This is a genomic window from Thermodesulfovibrionia bacterium (genome assembly GCA_030646035.1).
Taxonomy (GTDB): Bacteria; Nitrospirota; Thermodesulfovibrionia; order UBA6902; family UBA6902; genus JACQZG01.
The window spans coordinates 20,467-38,379 of sequence record JAUSMY010000061.1 but is presented as its reverse complement, the minus strand read 5'-3'; the positions used below and the strand labels follow the sequence as shown (position 1 = coordinate 38,379).

Below are 17,913 nucleotides of genomic sequence, written 5' to 3'. Positions count from 1 at the left end.
TTGACATGAGTCATGTCAAGTTACTTTAAGCCATTTCTTTTAGCTACGATTGATAGTTATAATACTACGCCCTTTCTCTCCGGATTTCAATAGTGAAGTTTGCCATTATATTTCAATGTGTTATAAGCTTTAAAGCTGGACATTTTTTATCTCATCATTTATAATCGCATGATGCTGCTCCGTATGATCCCATTACTACTCTCCTCCATAATAATATCAGCGCATTTCTACAGGCACTACAATTATCCCATGATGATTGTTAGCATCCTTGTGCCGTTATTACTTCTGATAAAAAAGAGGGGAATATTGATATTGATCCAGCTCTTTGCTTTAGCAGGCGCGGGTGTCTGGATAAATACTATCGTTGTCATAGCCAATGAAAGAATGCGTTCCGGAGAGCCGTGGATAAGGATGGCTGTCATACTTGGAGCAGTGGCGGCCTTTACACTTTTTTCAGGACTGCTGCTGAATTTAAAGAAGGTTAAAGAGAATTATCATTGAACAGCAGAAAAAAGTTAAAATCATTTAATAGATGACTGGATTCACGTCTTCACCAACAGTAGGTGCCTTAAGCACGGAAATGACATAATTAATGCGAGGTAACAAATTGGGCAAGAAAGATAAGAAACAAAAAGAGGCTCTGAATAAATCATCTGTTGTAGAAGAAACTCAGATACAGGAAGAGCCGGCTAAAAAGAAGAAATTTAAAAAGCCGCAGATACCGAAATATCTCGATAAGCCGAACTGGACGCTGACCGGGCTTGCAGCCGCAGGCATGATCCTTACCGCCTACCTCTCCCTTATCCACTGGTTCGGACAGAAGCCGCTCCTCTGTAATGAGGGAAGCACATGCAGTATCGTTCAGGGAAGCAGATGGGGAACCTTTCTACTCCTGCCGACAGCATTCTGGGGTTTTCTCACATACACCGCGCTCGCATTCATCGGTTTCAAGATCCGCAACCGCGCCTCGCACTGGAAAGCGGCATGGACAGTCTCACTCATAGGATTTGCATACAGCATCTATCTCGTCTCCATCTCCATCTTTGTCATCAAGGCCACATGCATCTACTGCCTCGCCTCCTTCTCTATCATGACTATCATTTTTATAGTTATGACCTCACAGCGTTCATGGCTGCCCAACCTTAACTTTGCGTCATGGGCAAGACAGGCGGCGATAGTGGCAGTGATCATCATAGGCGGAATGCATCTGCACTACAGCGGCATCTTTTATTCAGGAGCCGGGCCTGAAAAGCCATATCTGCAAGGACTGGTTGCGCATCTCGTAAAAGAGGATGCGAAGATGTACGGCGCATTCTGGTGACCAGCCTGCGTGGAACAGAAGTCTCTGTTCGGGGCATCAAAAGAGAGCCTGCCGTATGTAGAGTGCTCACCAACCGGACGCTCAGGCCCGCCGTCGGCTGCGTGCATTAAAAACAATATCAAGTCCTTTCCCACATGGATCATAAATGGGAAGAGGTATGAGGGAATTCAAAAACCTGATAGACTGGCTGAGATTACAGGGTATACGGGGAAGTAAATAAAAATAACCCCTCTGTGTCTCCCCTTGTTAAGGGGAGAATTAATAATCCCCTCCTTAGTAAGGAGGGGCATGGGGAGGTTGAAATAGATTTTTCTTAAGTAAGCATTCTAACCTTAACCCTACTCCCCTTCTTCACCGTATCAACATCCTCAGGAACAATGATAAGGCTGTCAGCCTTGACCATTGAACTGAGCATGCCTGAGCCCTGCTGGCCTGTGGTCTTTGTGACGTAGCCGCCGTCTTCCCATCTCGTCTGCGCCCTTACAAAAAAGGTCAGCCCCTTCTTTGTCTTTACATCTTCCTCAAGCAGAGCTTCAACCTCTCTCCTCTCACCGCCTTTACGGCCAAGCATCTTCATGATGGCAGGCCTTACAAAGACCTCAAAGCCTATCATTGTTGAGACTGGATTGCCGGGAAGGCCGAAGAAGGGTTTGCCGGCAATGGTGCCGAAGAGGTTTGGTTTGCCCGGCCTCATCGCGACCTTCCAGAACTTCTCATCCATGCCGAGCTCATTCATCACTTCCTTAACATAATCATACTCGCCCATTGAGACACCTCCTGAAGTGACAATGATGTCGCATTCGAGACAGGACTTGAGCCCCTCGCTTAGGCTCATCTTATTGTCCTTGGCAACGCCCTTATTAACCGGCATAGCGTAGCTTGCGATCACCTGAGTGAAGAGCGAATACGCGTTTGAGTTCCTGATCTTGCCGGGCAGCAGCTTCTCTTCAATACTTAGCACCTCATCGCCAGTTGTGAGTATCGCAACCTTCGGCCTCTTTGAAACATTCACTATCGCTATTCCCATTGAGGCAAGCATTCCGATATGAGCAGGGCCTATGAGGCTGCCCTTTTCCAATACAAGGTCTCCCTTTTTAATATCCTCACCTGCAAGCCTGATGTTATCGCCTTTCTCAACCTGCTCAAAGACCTCTACAAAACCGCCTGCCTCTTTTGTATTCTCAACCATCACAACCGCGTCAGCGCCTTCTGGGATCGGTGCGCCTGTCATTATCTTTACAGCCTCGCCTTTACTGACCTTTGATGATGTATCACCGCCTGCCCTGAATTCGCCTGCTATCTTGAGCCTGATGCCTGATGCTAAAGACGCGTCTTTTATATCAGAATGCTTCACAGCAAAACCATCCATTGCGGAGTAATCAAAAGCCGGAAGGTCGCTGCCGCTGTGAATGTCCTCTGCGAGGACTCTGCCGAGAGATTCAATGATCCCGACACTCTCTGAGCCGAGCGGGCCTTTGACTGAATCAAGAACTGTCTTTAACGCTTCATCAACGCTTATCATAATTGATCCTTTCTATTTGGAATCTGTTTTTTTAATTCCCCCTTAGAAAAGGGGGGATACAGGGGGATGTTGAAATAAAACACACCCCTAACCCCTCTTATTAGAGGGGAAGATTCCGGACAAGCCGGAATGACAGACAAAAAACACTCTCTATTTCTTCTTCAGATACTTCACATGCCTTTTATAAAAATTAAGGTCATCTATATTATCCACATCATACCAAAATGGAAGTAGTGAGAATTTAACTCTGCCTGAATAGAGCTTATCAAGGGTCTTGTTCAAGACATCAGAAGAGTCCCATGGGATGCGTTTGAAGACATTGCTGAAAAGTTTCTTCATGCCGACAAGATAGTAGCCTCCGTCAGTGCACGGGCCGAGGACAAAGTCCTTTTTGTCGAGTTCATCGAACGCCTGTTTTATAAAATCAACAGGTATCGTCGGGCTGTCGCTGCCTATGACGATCACCTTGTCATATCCTTCTTTGAACTTGTCGCTGAATGCGTTTATGAACTTCTCTCCGAGGTCTTTTCCTCTCTGGTTGAACTCGCCTTTGAATTTATGTTTCCTGCTCAGGTTCTTAAGAAAGGCGTCTTCATTCGTAGGGAAACATCCGAGAAATTTGTCAGCCTCTTTTAGTCCGTCGCATACCTTCATCGTATCAGCCACAAATGATTTGTACGCCTTGAGCGTCTTGTCGCTGCCGAGGTCTTTCATCAGCCTAGTCTTGACCTTTCCTGCCTCAGGCGTCCTTACAAATATAATGAACGCGTTCTTCGTATCGTTATATTCATCCTTAAAGAGTTTAAATCTCTTGCCGGTCCGCTTTGCCTTGCGCTCGCGTTTGCGCGACTCATCCATGTACACCTCCCTCTCCTCGGGATAGTGCTCAAAAAGCTCTTTCCAGAACTTTATGGAGTTAGAGATATATTTCGGGTTGTATGTTTTTTTAGGTTTGCCGATCAGGCTGCAATTGATATCACTGCCGTTCAGATATGAGAGCCCGGCTATCTCCCCGTCTTTCTTTATATGCGGCTCAAACGGGAATGTCATGCAGTTGAAAGAGCGCTGATCCCTTATACACCCTTTCGGCCCCGGGCATGATGAGAAGACATAATAATCCTCGCACTCCTTGATGTACTTCTTAACCTCTGCTGTCTTTTCCGCCGGCTTCCAGAAGCTGCCGTTGCGGCGGTGCATTTTATACTCCTCATGAAAGAGGATCGGCACTACAGAGTCGTTCTCGCAGCAGCTCGGGATGCCGCCGTTTTTAGGCGCGCAGAGCTTGCCGCAGTCAAAGTCAATCATGCTTACTGAGAGCAGGTCATGAAACCTCTTCATCTCTCTCTCTGTTATGCGCTCTTTCATGGAATATTATGGTACATCTTGTGACCCGACTTTGGCAAAGAGGGCCTGCCTGCCGATAGGCAGGGGATTTTATAATTACTTGCCGCTGCCCGCGGCTTCTTCCTTCTTCATCTGATCCACAGCCTCTTTATTCTTCTTGTTATAATCACTAATAGTATTCACAGCCTTGTCATATGTCTGCACGGCAACGCCCTTATCCTTAGCAGCCTTCTCCTGCGCAGATTCCTTCTTATCGCAGGATACCAATAATAATCCTGAGATCAAAAAAAGCCCGGCAAATAAAACATTCCATCTCTTCATCCTTCCGCCTCCTCTGGTTACTGTAATGAATACTCAAAAGTTTGCTTCATTGTTATAGCATATGCCTTCAGCCATATCAAGGCAATAAAAAAAGGGCTGCCCCGAAGGACAGCCCCTTTGCAAATTTATGATCTTAAAACTTATATCAATGGAACGATAAGCAGCGCAACGATATTGATGACCTTGATCATCGGGTTGATCGCCGGGCCTGCGGTGTCCTTGTAAGGATCGCCGACCGTGTCGCCTGTGACAGATGCCTTGTGTCCGTCGCTGCCCTTCTTATGAACTTTCCCTGTGGAATCAGTAACGCCGTCTTCAAATGACTTCTTTGCGTTGTCCCATGCGCCGCCGCCTGATGTCATGGCGATAGCCTGGAAAAGTCCGGTTAAGATACTTCCGATAAGAACGCCTCCAAGTGCTTCCCTGCCGAGCGTAAAGCCGACTAAGACAGGAACTACAACCGGGAGAAGCGCCGGGAGCATCATCTGCTGTATGGCGCCCTTGGTCACAATGTCAACGCACTTGCCGTACTCAGGCTTGCCGGTGCCTTCCATGATGCCCGGAATCTCTCTGAACTGTCTTCTGACTTCATCAACAATACTGCCTGCAGCCTTACCAACGGCCTCCATCAGAAGTGAGCCGTAGTAGTAGGGGAGCAGCCCGCCGATAAAGAGTCCTGCCAGCACCAGCGGGTTTGAAAGATCAAAATAAAGTGTCTCTGTGAACGATCTTGAATACTCTGCAAAAAGAACAAGTGCTGCAAGAGCAGCTGAACCTATCGCATAACCCTTGGTAACAGCCTTTGTGGTGTTTCCGACTGCATCAAGCGGATCTGTTATAGCGCGGATCTCTTCAGGCATTCCTGCCATTTCCGCTATACCGCCTGCGTTGTCTGTGATCGGGCCGTAGGTGTCAATTGCAACTACGATACCGGTCATTGAAAGCATGGAGACCGCTGAGAGTGCGATTGCAAAAAGGCCGCCTGTCGCATCACCGTCAAACCCGCCGCCTAATGAATAAGCGCCCAGGATCGAGGCTACGATAACTAAAACAGGGGCTGCGGTTGACTTCATGCTGACCGCAAGGCCTGCTATAACGTTTGTGCCATGGCCTGTCAAACTTGCCTGCGCAATGTGCTTGACCGGGGGATACTGTGCAGCAGTGAAGTACTCAGTTATAACCACGATAACTCCGGTCAATCCAAGCCCGATAAGCGCCATAAGGAAGACATTCAGCTGTGTGAATGACGGATGAGAGATCATGGAAGATGGATCAACGCCCTTCAGAAATTCGCCGGTCACAACATAAAAAGCTACTGCCGCAAGAACACCGGCAACAGCGAGTCCCTTATACAGGGCGCCCATGATATATCCGCTCTTGCCGAGCCTTACTGCAAATGTTCCGATAATGGAAGCAATGATCGAGATTCCGCCGAGCATAAGAGGAAACTCAACCCATGCGCTCTCTGCGCCAAAAACAGTCTTTGCAAGAAGCATTGCAGCGACGAGCGTAACTGTGTATGTCTCATAAAGGTCAGCTGCCATGCCTGCGCAGTCGCCTACGTTGTCACCGACGTTGTCTGCGATAACAGCAGGGTTTCTCGGGTCGTCTTCAGGAATTCCTGCTTCAACCTTTCCGACAAGGTCAGCTCCTACGTCAGCAGCCTTTGTATAGATACCGCCAGCGATACGTGCGAACACGCTCATAAGCGAGCATCCGAATCCAAGGCCCACAAGCGCATGGAATGCCATCTCAGGCGCTGACTGTTTTGCAATAAAATAAAATCCTGCAAGGCCGATAATTCCAAGGCCGACGACCATAACTCCGGTAACCGAACCGCCCTTGAAAGCAAGGCCGAGTGCAGCCTGAATGCCCTTGTGTGCTGCCTGTGCTGTCCGAACATTGGCACGTACTGATACCATCATGCCGATATATCCGGCTACTGCTGAACCAACTGTGCCGATTACGAACCCTATAGCCGTCCAGATCCCGAGAAAGGACAGAAGAACTGTTAAAGGCACCGCAACAATAGCGACCGTTTTGTACTCACGTGCAAGGAACGCCATTGCGCCCTCTTTTACCGCATTTGAGATCTCCTGCATCTTTGCATTACCAGCATCCTGCTTTGATACCCATGCTGCTGTCAACAGAGCGTATATAACGCCCAGCGCGCCGCAACCAAGCGCAAATAAGATTGTACTACTCATACGTTACTCCTCCTTTTTGGTTTAATTTAAAACCGAAATTTATATAAATGTTATTGCTGCCATTAAAACACCCCCCTTTAATTCCCCCCTTAGCAAGGGGGGACACAGAGGGGTCGTCTTTATTTCTTCTCTCTTCCTGAATACTTGTTAAAGCAAATCGCTGCGCTCCTGTAGTATATGTGCGCGAGCTTTGAGTACGGAAGATAGATAAACAGTGATAAGATAAATACAAGGTGAATAAAATAAACAGAGTAAGCGATCTCCCTGATGCCTGCTACCCTGGTGACCCATGAAAGTATGCCCGATGCCATGATGACGCCAATGATCGTTATAAGGATCCAGTCAAAATAGCTTCCAAGCCCAACCTTTGCGGCATTTGCATATCTGTTCTTTATCATAAGAGCAACGCCTAAGAAAAGGCCTATTGCGCCGGCAAGACCGAAGACCTTGACAGGGGCGCCTGTTCCAAACAATTCAAAAGGAGAATCTATATGCAGTACATCAATATAGAGAACCCCGATGGTTGTGGCGATCCCAAGCAGTATAAAACTGAAAAAGACAAAAAGGTGAGAGAGGTACCTGTCCTTGCTCACATCGCATGATTTGAACTTGCTGTGGCTTAATATATCGCCTGCCATCGCCATGATGCTGCCCATGAGATCGCCTGATGATACGCCGTTTGCCTTCTTCATATCGCTGAAGAAACTCATCATGCCGAGCAGCCCTACTATCGCGCCGAACATAAAGGCAGGCACAAAGACCATCTGTATCTGAAAGGTCGAAGCAAAGCTGCTGAATATAAGCTCTCCTTCAGTCGGGATAAAAGTCCCGTCTGCTGAAAGTACGAGCCCGAGCAGTAAGGCGGGTATAAGGAATATGAGCCATACAAGCGCCTTGTTGTTTACGATATTGACAAGAAAGCCGGGCTTTGAATACTGAGAAATGGTCTGCTTCCTTATCGCGCCGAGCACCTCGCCGGGTTTTGCGCCCCTCGGGCAGAATGCGGTACAGTCATTGCACTGGTGGCAGAGCCATACGTCAGGGTTGCCTATGAACTTTTCTTTCAGCCCCCACTGCGCCCAGATCATCTCTTTTCTCGGGAACGGGTTCTTGTCAGGGGTTACATTGCATACGACCGAGCAGGTCGCGCACTGGTAGCACTTCTTCAGTGACTCGCCGCCTGAGGCCATGATGCCTTTTACAAAATCAAGATCAGGTTTTATTAAAGTTGCTTCTGACATTTATTCCCTCCTAAAATTCCTTAAACGGATTCGGATCAAAACCTTCAAGCTTCTCCACATAAGTATTCAATATCTCAGGAAGCCTGTCATAGTCTGATATTGAAAGCTGAACGAGTTCAACCCTCTCAGGCTCAAGCTGAAGCCTTCCGAGCGTCTCCTGAAGCTTTCCGAGCCTCTCATTTGCAAGCTCGCTGCCCTTTATAAAGTGGCACTGGTAATTCTCGCCGAACTTGCAGCCGAGAAGAAGCATGCCGTCAATTCCCTTTGATAATGCATCTGCTATCCACGCAAGGTTCAGGTTGCCGAGACATCTTACAGGGATAAACCTTATCGCCGGAGAGATCCTCTTCCTCTGTTTTGCGATCGCGTCAAGCGCAGGATATGCGTCATTCTCACATACAAGCGCAAGCAGCCTAAGCCCTTCTTCAGGCACATCCACATTCTTCATCATGTTTGATATCATCTTGATGCTGAAGTCCTTGAAGTTGATAACGCGCTCAGGGCAGGATCCCAGACATGTGCCGCATCTGCGGCATCTGGACATCTTGTGGAACGGAGTTCCCTTTGCGTCTTCTTCAATAGCTCCGAACGGGCATTCCTCTGTACACCTCTTGCATGAGGTACACTTCTGAAGGTTTACCTCAGGGTATGTCTGATCCCATGATCTCGGGTGAATGGCATGGCCTGTCGCAGTAGCCTCGACACACTGTACCGCCTTCATTGCAGCGCCAAGCCCGTCTTCAATGCTTCCGAGCATGTTCATGGGCTGCCTTATGCTGCCTGCGGTAAAGATGCCGGTCCTGCGCGTCTCATACTGGAAACAGATATAGTTGGAATCCGTAAATCCATAAGCCTCTTCAAGCAGCGGAAGCTCAGGGCCCTGTTTGTAATCAAGACGAAGTATGTTAGGTATCTTGTGCGGTTCAATCTTGGCATTCGGGTCGGCCTTGCCGCCTGATGCAACAAGCTTCTCGTCAGACCTGACCTTCCAGTCTGCAAGCTCTTCAACATCTATCCTCGTGTTCGGAACCATGCCTGTTGCAAGCACGACAAGGTCAGCCTCGATCCTCACGTCCTCGCCAAGCAGGGTGTTCTTAACATCAACATAAAGCTTGCCGCCTGACTCGCTCACGCCCGTGACATCTCCCTTTGTGAGCATCACTCCGGGATCGTTCTGCATCTTCTTGTAAAAGAGCTCGTACTGGCCCGGTGTCCGGATGTCTTTATATAAAATATATGCTATCGCATCCTGGTTGCTCTCCCGTACATAAGCCGCCTGTTTGAGAGAGGTCTGGCAGCAGTAGGATGAACAATATTTAAGGTGGTCAGCGTCGCGTGAACCTGCGCACTGTATGAATGCCACCCGGGTTGCCTCTTTTCCGTCAGATGGGCGTACTATCTTGCCCTTCTTTGCCATCGCCTCCATCTCAACATTGGTTATGACATTCGGATTGCCGTAACCGAGATGGCTGAGCTTGCTTGCGTCATACGGCCTCCAGCCTGCTGCCATGACAACAGAACCTGCCTTCTTCTGTGTAGTTCCGCCTGCTGTCTTTATTGAAACGTCATAAAGGCCGGGGAAGCCTGCTATCTTCTCTATCTCTGAGGATGTAAATACCTCTATATTTCCGTGTGATTTTACCCTGTCAATAGTTGTCTTGATGCCGGACTCTTCAAGGTCTTCAAAAGGCGAGGTCTGAGGGAGCTGTTTGTGCATCTTTGCAGCCCAGCCTCCAAGCTCTGCCGCCTTCTCAACAAGCGTGACCTTGTATCCCGCATCAGCAGCTCCAAGAGCGGATGACATGCCTGTGACGCCGCCGCCGATAACAAGGATATCCTTATTAAGCTCCTCAAGCATGAACGGCTCAGCAAGCTCGCTGTTCTGCGCCCTTGTCACGCCCATTCTGATATAGTCTTCAGCCAAAGCCTGCGTCTCTTCTGTCTTATGCTCCTGTGTCCATGATACAAACTCTCTGATATTCGCTCTCTCAACAACGGTGCCCGGGAATGTGAACTCTTTATGCTTGGCACGCGGTGAGCAGGCAGCGATAAGGACTGTATTTACGCCCTCGCCGCTTATATCATTCTTTATAGTGTCGATACCTTCCTGGCTGCAGAGGATATCATGGGTCTTTATTACCGGTACCTTGTACTCCTTCTCACCTACTTTAACAAGCTTATCTACATCTACAGCATCGGCTATTTCGCAGCCTTTGCATATATATAATCCGATCTTCTTTTCCATCAGGAGTTCCTCCTTATTATCTGGATGGCCTTGAGCGCTGCGGCAGTGGAATCCTGAACAGACTTTGCTACATCTGCCGGATTTTTAGAGCAGCCCACTGCAAAGATGCCGTGCTCATCCTTCCCCGGGACTACGAAACCGTGCTCATTGACGGTCACAGAATCAGGAAGTTTAACATTTCCAACGGTCGGGACCATTCCTGTTGCAAGCACACATAGGTCAACCCGAACCTTGACCTTGCCTCCGGCAAGGATATCTTCAGCAGTTACTATGATGTCGCCTGTGGCGGGATCTGACTCCACCTTTGCGACCTTGCCCTTAATCAGAGAAATATTCGTATCATCCTTTATCTTATTCAGGAACCTCTCGTATGATGTTCCCGGTGTGCGTATGTCTATATAGAACATGTATGCCTTTGAGTCGGGATACTGCTCCCTCACATATGTTGCCTGTTTGAGCGATGCCATGCAGCAGACAGCTGAACAGAATGCGAGGTGGTTCTCATCTCTTGATCCTGCGCACTGTACAAAGGCTACTGACTTTACCTCTTTGTTATCTGAAGGCCTGAGCAGTTTGCCCTGGGTAGGCCCTGTAAATGAAGCAAGCCTCTCCATCATCACATTGGTAATGATATTGGGGCTTGTGCCGAAACCGAGATTCTCTATCTTCGAAGCGTCGTACGGATCCCAGCCTGTTGCAAGGACTATTGCACCGGCGTTGACCTCAATGACCTTAGGCTTCATGTTTATATCGATAGCGCCATATTTGCAGACATCGGCGCATTTTCCGCACTCAGCCTTTTTGCAAGAAGCGGCATCGATAGCGTACTGGAACGGGAATGACTGTTCAAACGGGATGTATATTGCCTTCCTCTTGTCAAGGCCGGCATTAACATCATTCGGCACTTCAACAGGACATACTGCAACACACTCATTGCACGCTACGCATTTGTCATTGACATAACGGGGGTTGAGCTGTACCGACACATTGAAGTTGCCTGCGGTTCCTTCTATGCGCTCGATCTGCGCGAGTGTGTAATAGGTGATCCTGGGATTGAACTTGAGCCTTCTGTAGTTGATCTCAAGGCCGCATGACGGGGGGCAGAGCTTTGGAAAGTACTTGTTCATCCTGGAGACCCTGCCTCCGAGATACGGTGACTTTTCGACTATAACAACATTATAGCCGGCCTCTGCCGCCTCGGTAGCTGTCGTGAGCCCGCTGATCCCGCCTCCGACAACCAGAATTGTATTTGCTTGTTCTGACATATTACTCCTCCTAAAACTTAGAGAGTTTTTTTAAACTATTAACCAAACAATATCGGGATTGAGTTTATAACATTAAGACAAAAAAATTCAAGATATTTATAAGGCAGAAATTACTAAATAATAAATTCTTATAAATCGCCAAAATGCAAAGATCGTTTCAATCCGGTTCAATAGCTTAAAAAAACTCAGGGCGCTGTTTCCAGCGCCCTGAGCAAATCTACCTGTGTTCTGATTAATCTGCGAACAGATTCTTGTGATCCGTCTTTGACATTGTGAACTCACCGGTCTCCATGCTGTATGTGGAGAGGGTAAATACCTTCCAGTTAACATCATCAATGAAGTCATGGTCGCCTCTGTAGTAGTAACCAGGGTACCTGGTCTCCTCTCTGTAGAGGATGTGGCGGGCATGCGCTTCAAGTGAGAGTATCCTGTGATAGTTCTCCCAGCATCTCATCAGCTCATGAAGGTTTGCAGCGCCCATCTTTGCTGAGTCCTCTTTGAGCATTGTGAGCTGCTTCAATCCTTCGTCAAGCATGGTCTTGGATGTCATGTACCATGTTGAGATTCCGCCCATGTACTCATCAGCTATTTTTTGAAGCCTTGTCTGAAGCATGTCAGGCTTGATGTAGTTCGGGTTGATCTTAGGATCTGTTGAGTATGTTTTGTGCTTCTCATAGACCTCAAAAGGCATATAAAGCTCTGCTGCCATCTCGTCAGCTGTACGCCTTGTTACAGGTGTATAACCCGGATTGTCGATGAGGTATGCTATTGCAGCCTTTGCTGCTATCCTGCCCTCTGCATGAGAACCTGATGAGAACTTGTGGCCTGACGCGCCGCAGATATCGCCGCACATAAAGAGGCCCGGAACGGTTGACATCCTGTTGTAGCCCCAGGACCATGACTCAGGAGTTCCCGGTATGTCGCCGGGGCCTGAACACCAGAATCCTGCACAGCCTGCATGAGAACCGAGAAGATACGGCTCGGTCGGCATGATCTCTGAAGGGGATTTGTCAGGCTCAATGTTCTTGCAAGCCCAAAGTCCGGCCTGTCCGATACACATATCGAGGAAGTCTTCCCATGCCTCAGACTCAAGATGCTTGACCTTCTTCTTGCCTTCTTTCTCGCCAAGCTGGTCAATAAAGGTCTTGTTGATAGCTGCCATCGCCTCATCAGTTCTCATGATGATCGGGCCCTTGCCTGCCTTCATGTCTTTCATCATCAGGTGATTTCTGATAGCGGTGCCCATCTTGTCAACGTACTTGCCGTATTTTGCTCTTGCCTCAGCAAGGTACTCCTCATTTAAACAGTAATCTTCACCAAGGCTGTTTGTAGCTTTAGCCTTGAAGAAGAGGAACCATGCTCCAACAGGGCCGTAACCATCCTTGAATCTCGCTGGTACGAATCTGTTCTCCATCAGGGTAAGCTGTGCGCCTGCCTGCATACCGAGCGCGTAACCTGAACCTGAGTTCCATACCGGGTACCATGCCCTGCCCTGGCCTTCCTTGGTAGATCTCGGCCTGAAACAGTTAACAGCTCCGCCTGCGGCAAGAACCATAGCCTTTGCCCTGAATATGTACATCTTGTTCTCTCTTACGCTGAAACCAACTGCTGCCGCAACCCTCTTGGGGTCGTTCTTGTCTTTGAAGAGCCTGACTATGAATACCCTCTCAAAGTGATTCTGTGCAACGCCGGTTGCAACCCTGTTGATCTCAAGCGCCTTCTTGGCTGCCTCAGCAACGATAGCCTTGTAAGACTCGCCGTTGATCATGATCTGCCATTTGCCTGATCTTACTGGTGTGCCGCCGTCCTTTAATGACTTCTTTCCTGCATCTTTTGCCTGAAAGCCGTCAAGTGAAAAGCCGTCATCGCCCTTCTTCCATATAGGAAGTCCCCACTCCTCAAAAAGGTGAACGCTGTCATCAACGTGCCTTCCAAGGTCATATACGAGATCGTCTCTGGTGATGCCCATAAGGTCAGCCCTTACGTATCTGACATAGTCTTCACATTTGTTCTCACCGATGTATGTATTGATAGCTGAAAGGCCCATTGCAACAGCGCCGCTTCTGTCTGTCGCTGCCTTGTCGACCATTGTGACCTTGAACTTGTTTGATGCAGCCCATTTTGTAGCTTCATAAGCTGATCCGCAGCAAGCCATACCGCCGCCGATAAGGAGCAGGTCTGTATCATGCTCTACAATTTCAGGTTTTGCGCAATACGAAAATGTACAAGTCTCTTTTTCCATTTATCCTTCCCCCTTATTCCTTTCTGGCTTCGTAGTTAAAGAAGCCGATATTTTTAATCTTTGACATGTCAACTTCAGGTTTGCCGGCATACGGATCAATAGAAGACTCTTCTGTTGTCCTGATCGGGAACTTGAACCTCTTGAGAAGCCCGTTCCTGAACTTTACCGTCCACATGATAGAGTCAGTTCCCCTCATCGGTATAACATTACCTCCGATTGGACAGAAGTCCTGGTAACCCCTGATCTCGATCGCCTGTTGTGGGCAGATCTTTACACAGTTGTAGCACTCCCAGCACTGTTCCGGCTCCTGATTGAAGGCCTTCATGAGATCCCTGTTAAGGGCCATGAGGTCATTAGGACAGATGTACTGACATGCTGTCTTATCCTGCGCTTTGCATCCATCGCATTTCTCAGCAATAACAAAACTTGGCATTTTTTACTCCTCCTTTAAAGAATTAACCGTTTTGGTCATGTTGGCTTAAATTAAGCCTTTGTAACTTGTCTTTAATAAGACATTAATTTATTTATCAATACTCTGGTAATATTTGATCAGAATGTCAGCTACTTCAGGGCGTGAAAATTCTTTAGGCGGTGCAATACCCTGGCCTAACATTTCACGAACTTTAGTGCCTGAAAGCAGAACAAAGTCTTCTTTCTTATGATCAGGAGCCTCACACATCATCACAACCTTGTCCAGTTTCTTCGAGTATGCGGTGTGGTCAGCTTTGAATATTTCGATCTTAAGAGCGCCTGCAGGAACCTCATTATCAAAGATGGTCTGCGCATCAAATGCACCGTAGTGATCACCAACGCCTGCATGGTCACGTCCGACTATGAAGTGAGTTGCTCCCATGTTCTGACGGAATACAGCATGAAGAACGCCTTCACGCGGGCCGGCATAAAGCATATCAAAGCCGTAACCGGTGACCATTGCGCTGTTCTTCGGGAAGTACAGCTCAACCATTTTACGGATAGCAGCATCACGAACAGGAGCAGGGATATCTCCCTTTTTCAATTTACCAAGCAGCATGTGAATGACCAGGCCATCGCAGCCTAAGCGCTTCATTGCCATGTGGCAAAGTTCTTCGTGGGCCAGATGCATCGGGTTACGGGTCTGGAAGGCAACAACCTTCTCCCAGCCGCGCTCTTTGATCTCGTTACGAATTTCAACTGCGGTACGGAAGGTGTCCGGGAACTCACTGCTGAAATAAGAGAAATTAAGAACCTTGATCGGCCCTGAAAGGCAGACTTTGCCCTCGGCGTTGAATGCATCAACACCCGGATGTGCTTCCTTATGATTAGGACGGTAAACTTTTTCAGATATAAGCTCCATATCCGCATCGCTGAACTCTTCAACCGCTTTCACATCCATAACAGCCAATACAGGATTGCCTTCAACATTCGGATCTTTCAGCGCAATGCGGTCGCCTGCCTTTATTGAACCTGCGTTTTTAACCAGGTTTAAGACCGGGGTAGGCCAGAACAGGCCGGATGCTGTTTTCATATTGTTGGCAACAGACAACGCATCAGCTTTATTCATGTAGCCTGTTAACGGGTTGAAGTAACCAGCCCCCAACATAACTGCATTAGCTGCGGCAGCTGAGCTCACAACAATAGAAGCCAGTCCTTCAGCCTCTTTCTGCAGGGCTTCATTTTGAGCCGAGTCATATACAAATAGCGGGTTCAGCTCGTCTGAACCATGTGGTTTGATCAATGCCATTTCTTCCTCCTTATTTATTTAGTGGGTCAACTATTTCACAGATGCCGTTGAATATATCGTCAATGCTTCCTGAACCTTCAATGCTCTTCAAAATCCCTTTGCGGGAATAATAGTCAATAAGAGGGGCTGTCTGCGCATCATATATTTCGAGCCTGTTCTTGATCGTCTCTTCCTTATCATCATCCCTCTGATAGAGGTCTCCGCCGCACTTGTCGCATTTGCCCTTCATCGGAGTTGAGAAGTAGATATTATACATTTGCTGGCAGTCTCTGCAAGTCCTCCTGCCGGTAAGCCTCCTCAGCAGATCATCCCTGTCAACATCTACGCTCAGTGCAAGATCAAGCGGGGCCATATTGGCAAGAACCTTATCAAGCTCTTGAGCCTGTGACGTGTTTCTCGGGAAGCCGTCAAGGATATATCCCTTTTTACAGTCGTCCTGCGCAAGCCTGTCCTTAACAAGGCCGATAACTACTGAATCGGGCACAAGTTCGCCCTTGTCCATATATGATTTTGCTTCTTTTCCAAGAGGTGTTCCGTCTGCTACGGATTTTCTAAGTATATCGCCTGTAGAGATCTGAGGAATTCTATACTTTTCAATGAGCTTCTTAGCCTGAGTTCCCTTTCCTGCACCCGGCGCGCCTAATAATACAAGCCTCATCATGACCCCCTATGCTTTATCAAGAAAGATTAATAATCAAAAAATACATAACGCAGAGCGACGAGTGACTATAATATTCAAGTGGGGTTTTTAGAGTCAATACAAAAATTTAAATTGAAATATAATCATTGCTTATATTTGCGGATTGGGCAGACAAACCTGAATCCGCAAAGCATAGTACCTGACTTATTGATTTTAAGGTATAATCACATTATCTGAAGGGAGGCAATTTATGAACAATGAATATACGGCTGTAGTAAAACAGGAAGGTGATTGGTGGATTGGATGGATAGAGGAAATTACAGGGGTGAACTGTCAGGAACGTACTCGTGAAGAGTTAAAAGAAAGCCTTCGCCTGACTCTCAAAGAGGCTCTTGAATTCAACACGCCACTGCCTCAACAGCAGGATAAACTACATCCCCTTTCAAAACTTCAGCGGCAAATGCCATAGCAGCCAGAATTCCTTCTCGAGTTAAACGTGGATGAGCTTCGACTATCTGTTCCACTGTTTCCCCTGCCGCCAGTTTATCTAAAATGATTTCGACAGTTATCCTTGTCCCTTTAATAACAGGTTTTCCCATCATTATATTGGGATCTGACACAATTAAATCAGTCTGCATTTCACCCTCCTTTTTTTCTGATATTATTTTATCATTATGGCTTTTAAAGTTTCACATAGATTATTTATAAATCACATTGAACAATTTATCCGCCATTTCTTTATCAAGGTCTTTGAGGATCTTATATTCTTCAAGTGCAGAACCTTTATCACCTAATGCTGAATAACTAATACCAAGACCTAAATGTGCAATTGCATAATCAGGCTTGATTCTGATAGCTTGTTTGCAGGCATCAGCCGCTTCCTGATATCTGTTTAAGTGAGAATATGCTGCACCAAGATAATAATACGCCTCTGCATAATCGGGATTGATTCTAAGGGCTTCTTTAAAGGCATCAACCGCTTCCTGGTATTTGCCCAAGGTCCCCTGAATCTTGCCAAGCCAGAACTTATTTTCAGCTTCCTTATTAGAATCACTAAAAGCATTGGCAGGGATGAGAGCAACTAACAGCAAAAAAATAATAATGACTGAACGCCTTGTAAATAAACAGGATATCATTGAGCATCCTCGCCAAATTATATTCATATTATTGAGAAAGAGAAGGAATGTTTTCAAAAGGATAAGACCCCATTTCCTTCCCGACGCTATTAAATACTTCAATTTTCTTTGGGAATGTATGATTATTAGATTCAAACAGATATCTAATTGTCACAAGTACTGCGGTTGTCTCATTGTCTTCACAGGAATCAGTATTAAGATAAAGCTTAAATGCTGATTTATTGTATTTCCATGATTGTACACAGTCGCTCTTGCTCAAGTTTTTTTGTAGAGCATCATCAACACCTGCAGCCTTATCAACCTTTCCTGGAGAAAAAATAACACTATCAAATGTGCGGTGAAGTGTTATGCTGTTGAAGTTACGCATCTCATCGCCTGGATAAAAAGACATCTCATCGCCTATTTTAATCTTAGCCTCAGGTATAGCGACCCATATCTCTTTACCATCCTTTACCAGCTTCACATATGTATAACTGGAGGCGTTCATTGTCTCAACAACCTTCCCTGATATGATAGGCCTGGTATCAGTGGTGATAGGGTCTGCATGAGGTGAGGTGTTCTGCTGATTGGTCTGCTCCTGCTGTTTAGTCTCAGCAGGCTTCTTTTTGCTGTTGCACGCCGTGTTGACTGCTGCTATTGAAATAATAAGTAGCAATAAAGCAAATAATTTTAAAAATCTTTTCATTTTCGTTCTCCTTACTGTTTTATG

General features: G+C 47.0%; 18 protein-coding genes. 4 read left to right on the top strand and 14 right to left on the bottom strand.

The genetic code is table 11. From position 1 onward, the window contains the following. Positions 1-183 precede the first annotated feature (183 nt). From Q7U10_11440 to Q7U10_11430, 3 genes are all read left to right on the top strand, one after another. Complete coding sequence (locus Q7U10_11440) at positions 184-501, top strand: hypothetical protein (protein MDO8283214.1); 318 nt, start codon at positions 184-186, stop codon at positions 499-501. A gap of 106 nt (positions 502-607) precedes the next feature. Then, positions 608-1,321: a vitamin K epoxide reductase family protein gene (locus Q7U10_11435; protein ID MDO8283213.1), complete on the top strand. Its 714-nt coding sequence runs from the start codon at positions 608-610 to the stop codon at positions 1,319-1,321. A 9-nt stretch (positions 1,322-1,330) separates the two neighbouring features. Next, positions 1,331-1,537, top strand: coding sequence for a hypothetical protein (locus tag Q7U10_11430; GenBank protein ID MDO8283212.1), 207 nt, complete (start codon positions 1,331-1,333; stop codon positions 1,535-1,537). A gap of 97 nt (positions 1,538-1,634) precedes the next feature. Here Q7U10_11430 and Q7U10_11425 read toward each other — a convergent pair whose 3' ends face one another. From Q7U10_11425 to Q7U10_11375, 11 genes are all read right to left on the bottom strand, one after another. After that, positions 1,635-2,843: a molybdopterin molybdotransferase MoeA gene (locus tag Q7U10_11425; GenBank protein ID MDO8283211.1), complete on the bottom strand. Its 1,209-nt coding sequence runs from the start codon at positions 2,841-2,843 to the stop codon at positions 1,635-1,637. Positions 2,844-2,993: 150 nt separating this feature from the next. Beyond that, the gene (locus Q7U10_11420; protein MDO8283210.1) at positions 2,994-4,208 is read right to left on the bottom strand and encodes a TIGR04282 family arsenosugar biosynthesis glycosyltransferase; all 1,215 of its coding nucleotides are present in this window, start codon (positions 4,206-4,208) and stop codon (positions 2,994-2,996) included. A 75-nt stretch (positions 4,209-4,283) separates the two neighbouring features. Further along, positions 4,284-4,508 carry a hypothetical protein gene (locus Q7U10_11415; protein ID MDO8283209.1) on the bottom strand — a complete coding sequence of 75 codons (225 nt, stop codon included), beginning with the start codon at positions 4,506-4,508 and terminating at the stop codon, positions 4,284-4,286. Between the two features lie 140 nt (positions 4,509-4,648). After that, positions 4,649-6,715 (bottom strand): sodium-translocating pyrophosphatase, encoded by a 2,067-nt coding sequence (locus Q7U10_11410; GenBank protein MDO8283208.1) that lies wholly within the window; start codon positions 6,713-6,715, stop codon positions 4,649-4,651. A gap of 119 nt (positions 6,716-6,834) precedes the next feature. Further along, on the bottom strand, positions 6,835-7,956 hold the full coding sequence (gene qmoC / locus Q7U10_11405) for a quinone-interacting membrane-bound oxidoreductase complex subunit QmoC (GenBank protein MDO8283207.1): 1,122 nt from the start codon (positions 7,954-7,956) through the stop codon (positions 6,835-6,837). 10 nt (positions 7,957-7,966) lie between these two features. Then, positions 7,967-10,201 carry an FAD-dependent oxidoreductase gene (locus Q7U10_11400; GenBank protein ID MDO8283206.1) on the bottom strand — a complete coding sequence of 745 codons (2,235 nt, stop codon included), beginning with the start codon at positions 10,199-10,201 and terminating at the stop codon, positions 7,967-7,969. Continuing rightward, positions 10,201-11,466, bottom strand: coding sequence for a CoB--CoM heterodisulfide reductase iron-sulfur subunit A family protein (locus Q7U10_11395; GenBank protein ID MDO8283205.1), 1,266 nt, complete (start codon positions 11,464-11,466; stop codon positions 10,201-10,203). Before Q7U10_11395 ends, Q7U10_11400 begins: the two co-directional genes overlap by 1 nt. Positions 11,467-11,698: 232 nt before the next feature. Continuing rightward, positions 11,699-13,708, bottom strand: coding sequence for an adenylyl-sulfate reductase subunit alpha (gene aprA / locus Q7U10_11390; protein ID MDO8283204.1), 2,010 nt, complete (start codon positions 13,706-13,708; stop codon positions 11,699-11,701). 13 nt (positions 13,709-13,721) lie between these two features. Next, complete coding sequence (aprB, locus tag Q7U10_11385; protein MDO8283203.1) at positions 13,722-14,141, bottom strand: adenylyl-sulfate reductase subunit beta; 420 nt, start codon at positions 14,139-14,141, stop codon at positions 13,722-13,724. 87 nt (positions 14,142-14,228) lie between these two features. Next, positions 14,229-15,422 carry a sulfate adenylyltransferase gene (gene sat / locus Q7U10_11380; GenBank protein ID MDO8283202.1) on the bottom strand — a complete coding sequence of 398 codons (1,194 nt, stop codon included), beginning with the start codon at positions 15,420-15,422 and terminating at the stop codon, positions 14,229-14,231. A 16-nt stretch (positions 15,423-15,438) separates the two neighbouring features. Next, positions 15,439-16,086, bottom strand: coding sequence for an adenylate kinase (locus tag Q7U10_11375; protein MDO8283201.1), 648 nt, complete (start codon positions 16,084-16,086; stop codon positions 15,439-15,441). 232 nt (positions 16,087-16,318) lie between these two features. Here Q7U10_11375 and Q7U10_11370 point away from each other — a divergent pair, with 232 nt between their 5' ends. After that, on the top strand, positions 16,319-16,537 hold the full coding sequence (locus Q7U10_11370; GenBank protein MDO8283200.1) for a type II toxin-antitoxin system HicB family antitoxin: 219 nt from the start codon (positions 16,319-16,321) through the stop codon (positions 16,535-16,537). Here Q7U10_11370 and Q7U10_11365 read toward each other — a convergent pair. Genes Q7U10_11365 through Q7U10_11355 form a run of 3 tightly spaced genes read right to left on the bottom strand, consistent with a single transcriptional unit; the run spans position 16,467 to position 17,889 of the window. Beyond that, positions 16,467-16,706 (bottom strand): DUF433 domain-containing protein, encoded by a 240-nt coding sequence (locus Q7U10_11365; GenBank protein ID MDO8283199.1) that lies wholly within the window; start codon positions 16,704-16,706, stop codon positions 16,467-16,469. The two genes, Q7U10_11370 and Q7U10_11365, sit on opposite strands and share 71 nt — an antisense overlap. 60 nt (positions 16,707-16,766) lie before the next feature. Next, entirely contained in the window at positions 16,767-17,204 is a 438-nt protein-coding gene (locus Q7U10_11360; protein MDO8283198.1) for a tetratricopeptide repeat protein, read from the bottom strand. Between the two features lie 28 nt (positions 17,205-17,232). After that, on the bottom strand, positions 17,233-17,889 hold the full coding sequence (locus tag Q7U10_11355; GenBank protein ID MDO8283197.1) for a hypothetical protein: 657 nt from the start codon (positions 17,887-17,889) through the stop codon (positions 17,233-17,235). Positions 17,890-17,913 lie beyond the last annotated feature (24 nt).

Excerpts from the sequence above, each read along its gene's own strand:
- Q7U10_11440 (MDO8283214.1), top strand. The coding sequence starts at position 184 with ATGATCCCATTACTACTCTCCTCCATAATAATATCAGCGCATTTCTAC.
- Q7U10_11425 (MDO8283211.1), bottom strand. The coding sequence starts at position 2,843 with ATGATAAGCGTTGATGAAGCGTTAAAGACAGTTCTTGATTCAGTCAAA.
- Q7U10_11420 (MDO8283210.1), bottom strand. The coding sequence starts at position 4,208 with ATGAAAGAGCGCATAACAGAGAGAGAGATGAAGAGGTTTCATGACCTG.
- Q7U10_11415 (MDO8283209.1), bottom strand. The coding sequence starts at position 4,508 with ATGAAGAGATGGAATGTTTTATTTGCCGGGCTTTTTTTGATCTCAGGA.
- Q7U10_11410 (MDO8283208.1), bottom strand. The coding sequence starts at position 6,715 with ATGAGTAGTACAATCTTATTTGCGCTTGGTTGCGGCGCGCTGGGCGTT.
- qmoC (MDO8283207.1), bottom strand. The coding sequence starts at position 7,956 with ATGTCAGAAGCAACTTTAATAAAACCTGATCTTGATTTTGTAAAAGGC.
- Q7U10_11400 (MDO8283206.1), bottom strand. The coding sequence starts at position 10,201 with ATGGAAAAGAAGATCGGATTATATATATGCAAAGGCTGCGAAATAGCC.
- Q7U10_11395 (MDO8283205.1), bottom strand. The coding sequence starts at position 11,466 with ATGTCAGAACAAGCAAATACAATTCTGGTTGTCGGAGGCGGGATCAGC.
- aprA (MDO8283204.1), bottom strand. The coding sequence starts at position 13,708 with ATGGAAAAAGAGACTTGTACATTTTCGTATTGCGCAAAACCTGAAATT.
- aprB (MDO8283203.1), bottom strand. The coding sequence starts at position 14,141 with ATGCCAAGTTTTGTTATTGCTGAGAAATGCGATGGATGCAAAGCGCAG.
- Q7U10_11375 (MDO8283201.1), bottom strand. The coding sequence starts at position 16,086 with ATGAGGCTTGTATTATTAGGCGCGCCGGGTGCAGGAAAGGGAACTCAG.
- Q7U10_11370 (MDO8283200.1), top strand. The coding sequence starts at position 16,319 with ATGAACAATGAATATACGGCTGTAGTAAAACAGGAAGGTGATTGGTGG.
- Q7U10_11365 (MDO8283199.1), bottom strand. The coding sequence starts at position 16,706 with ATGCAGACTGATTTAATTGTGTCAGATCCCAATATAATGATGGGAAAA.
- Q7U10_11360 (MDO8283198.1), bottom strand. The coding sequence starts at position 17,204 with ATGATATCCTGTTTATTTACAAGGCGTTCAGTCATTATTATTTTTTTG.
- Q7U10_11355 (MDO8283197.1), bottom strand. The coding sequence starts at position 17,889 with ATGAAAAGATTTTTAAAATTATTTGCTTTATTGCTACTTATTATTTCA.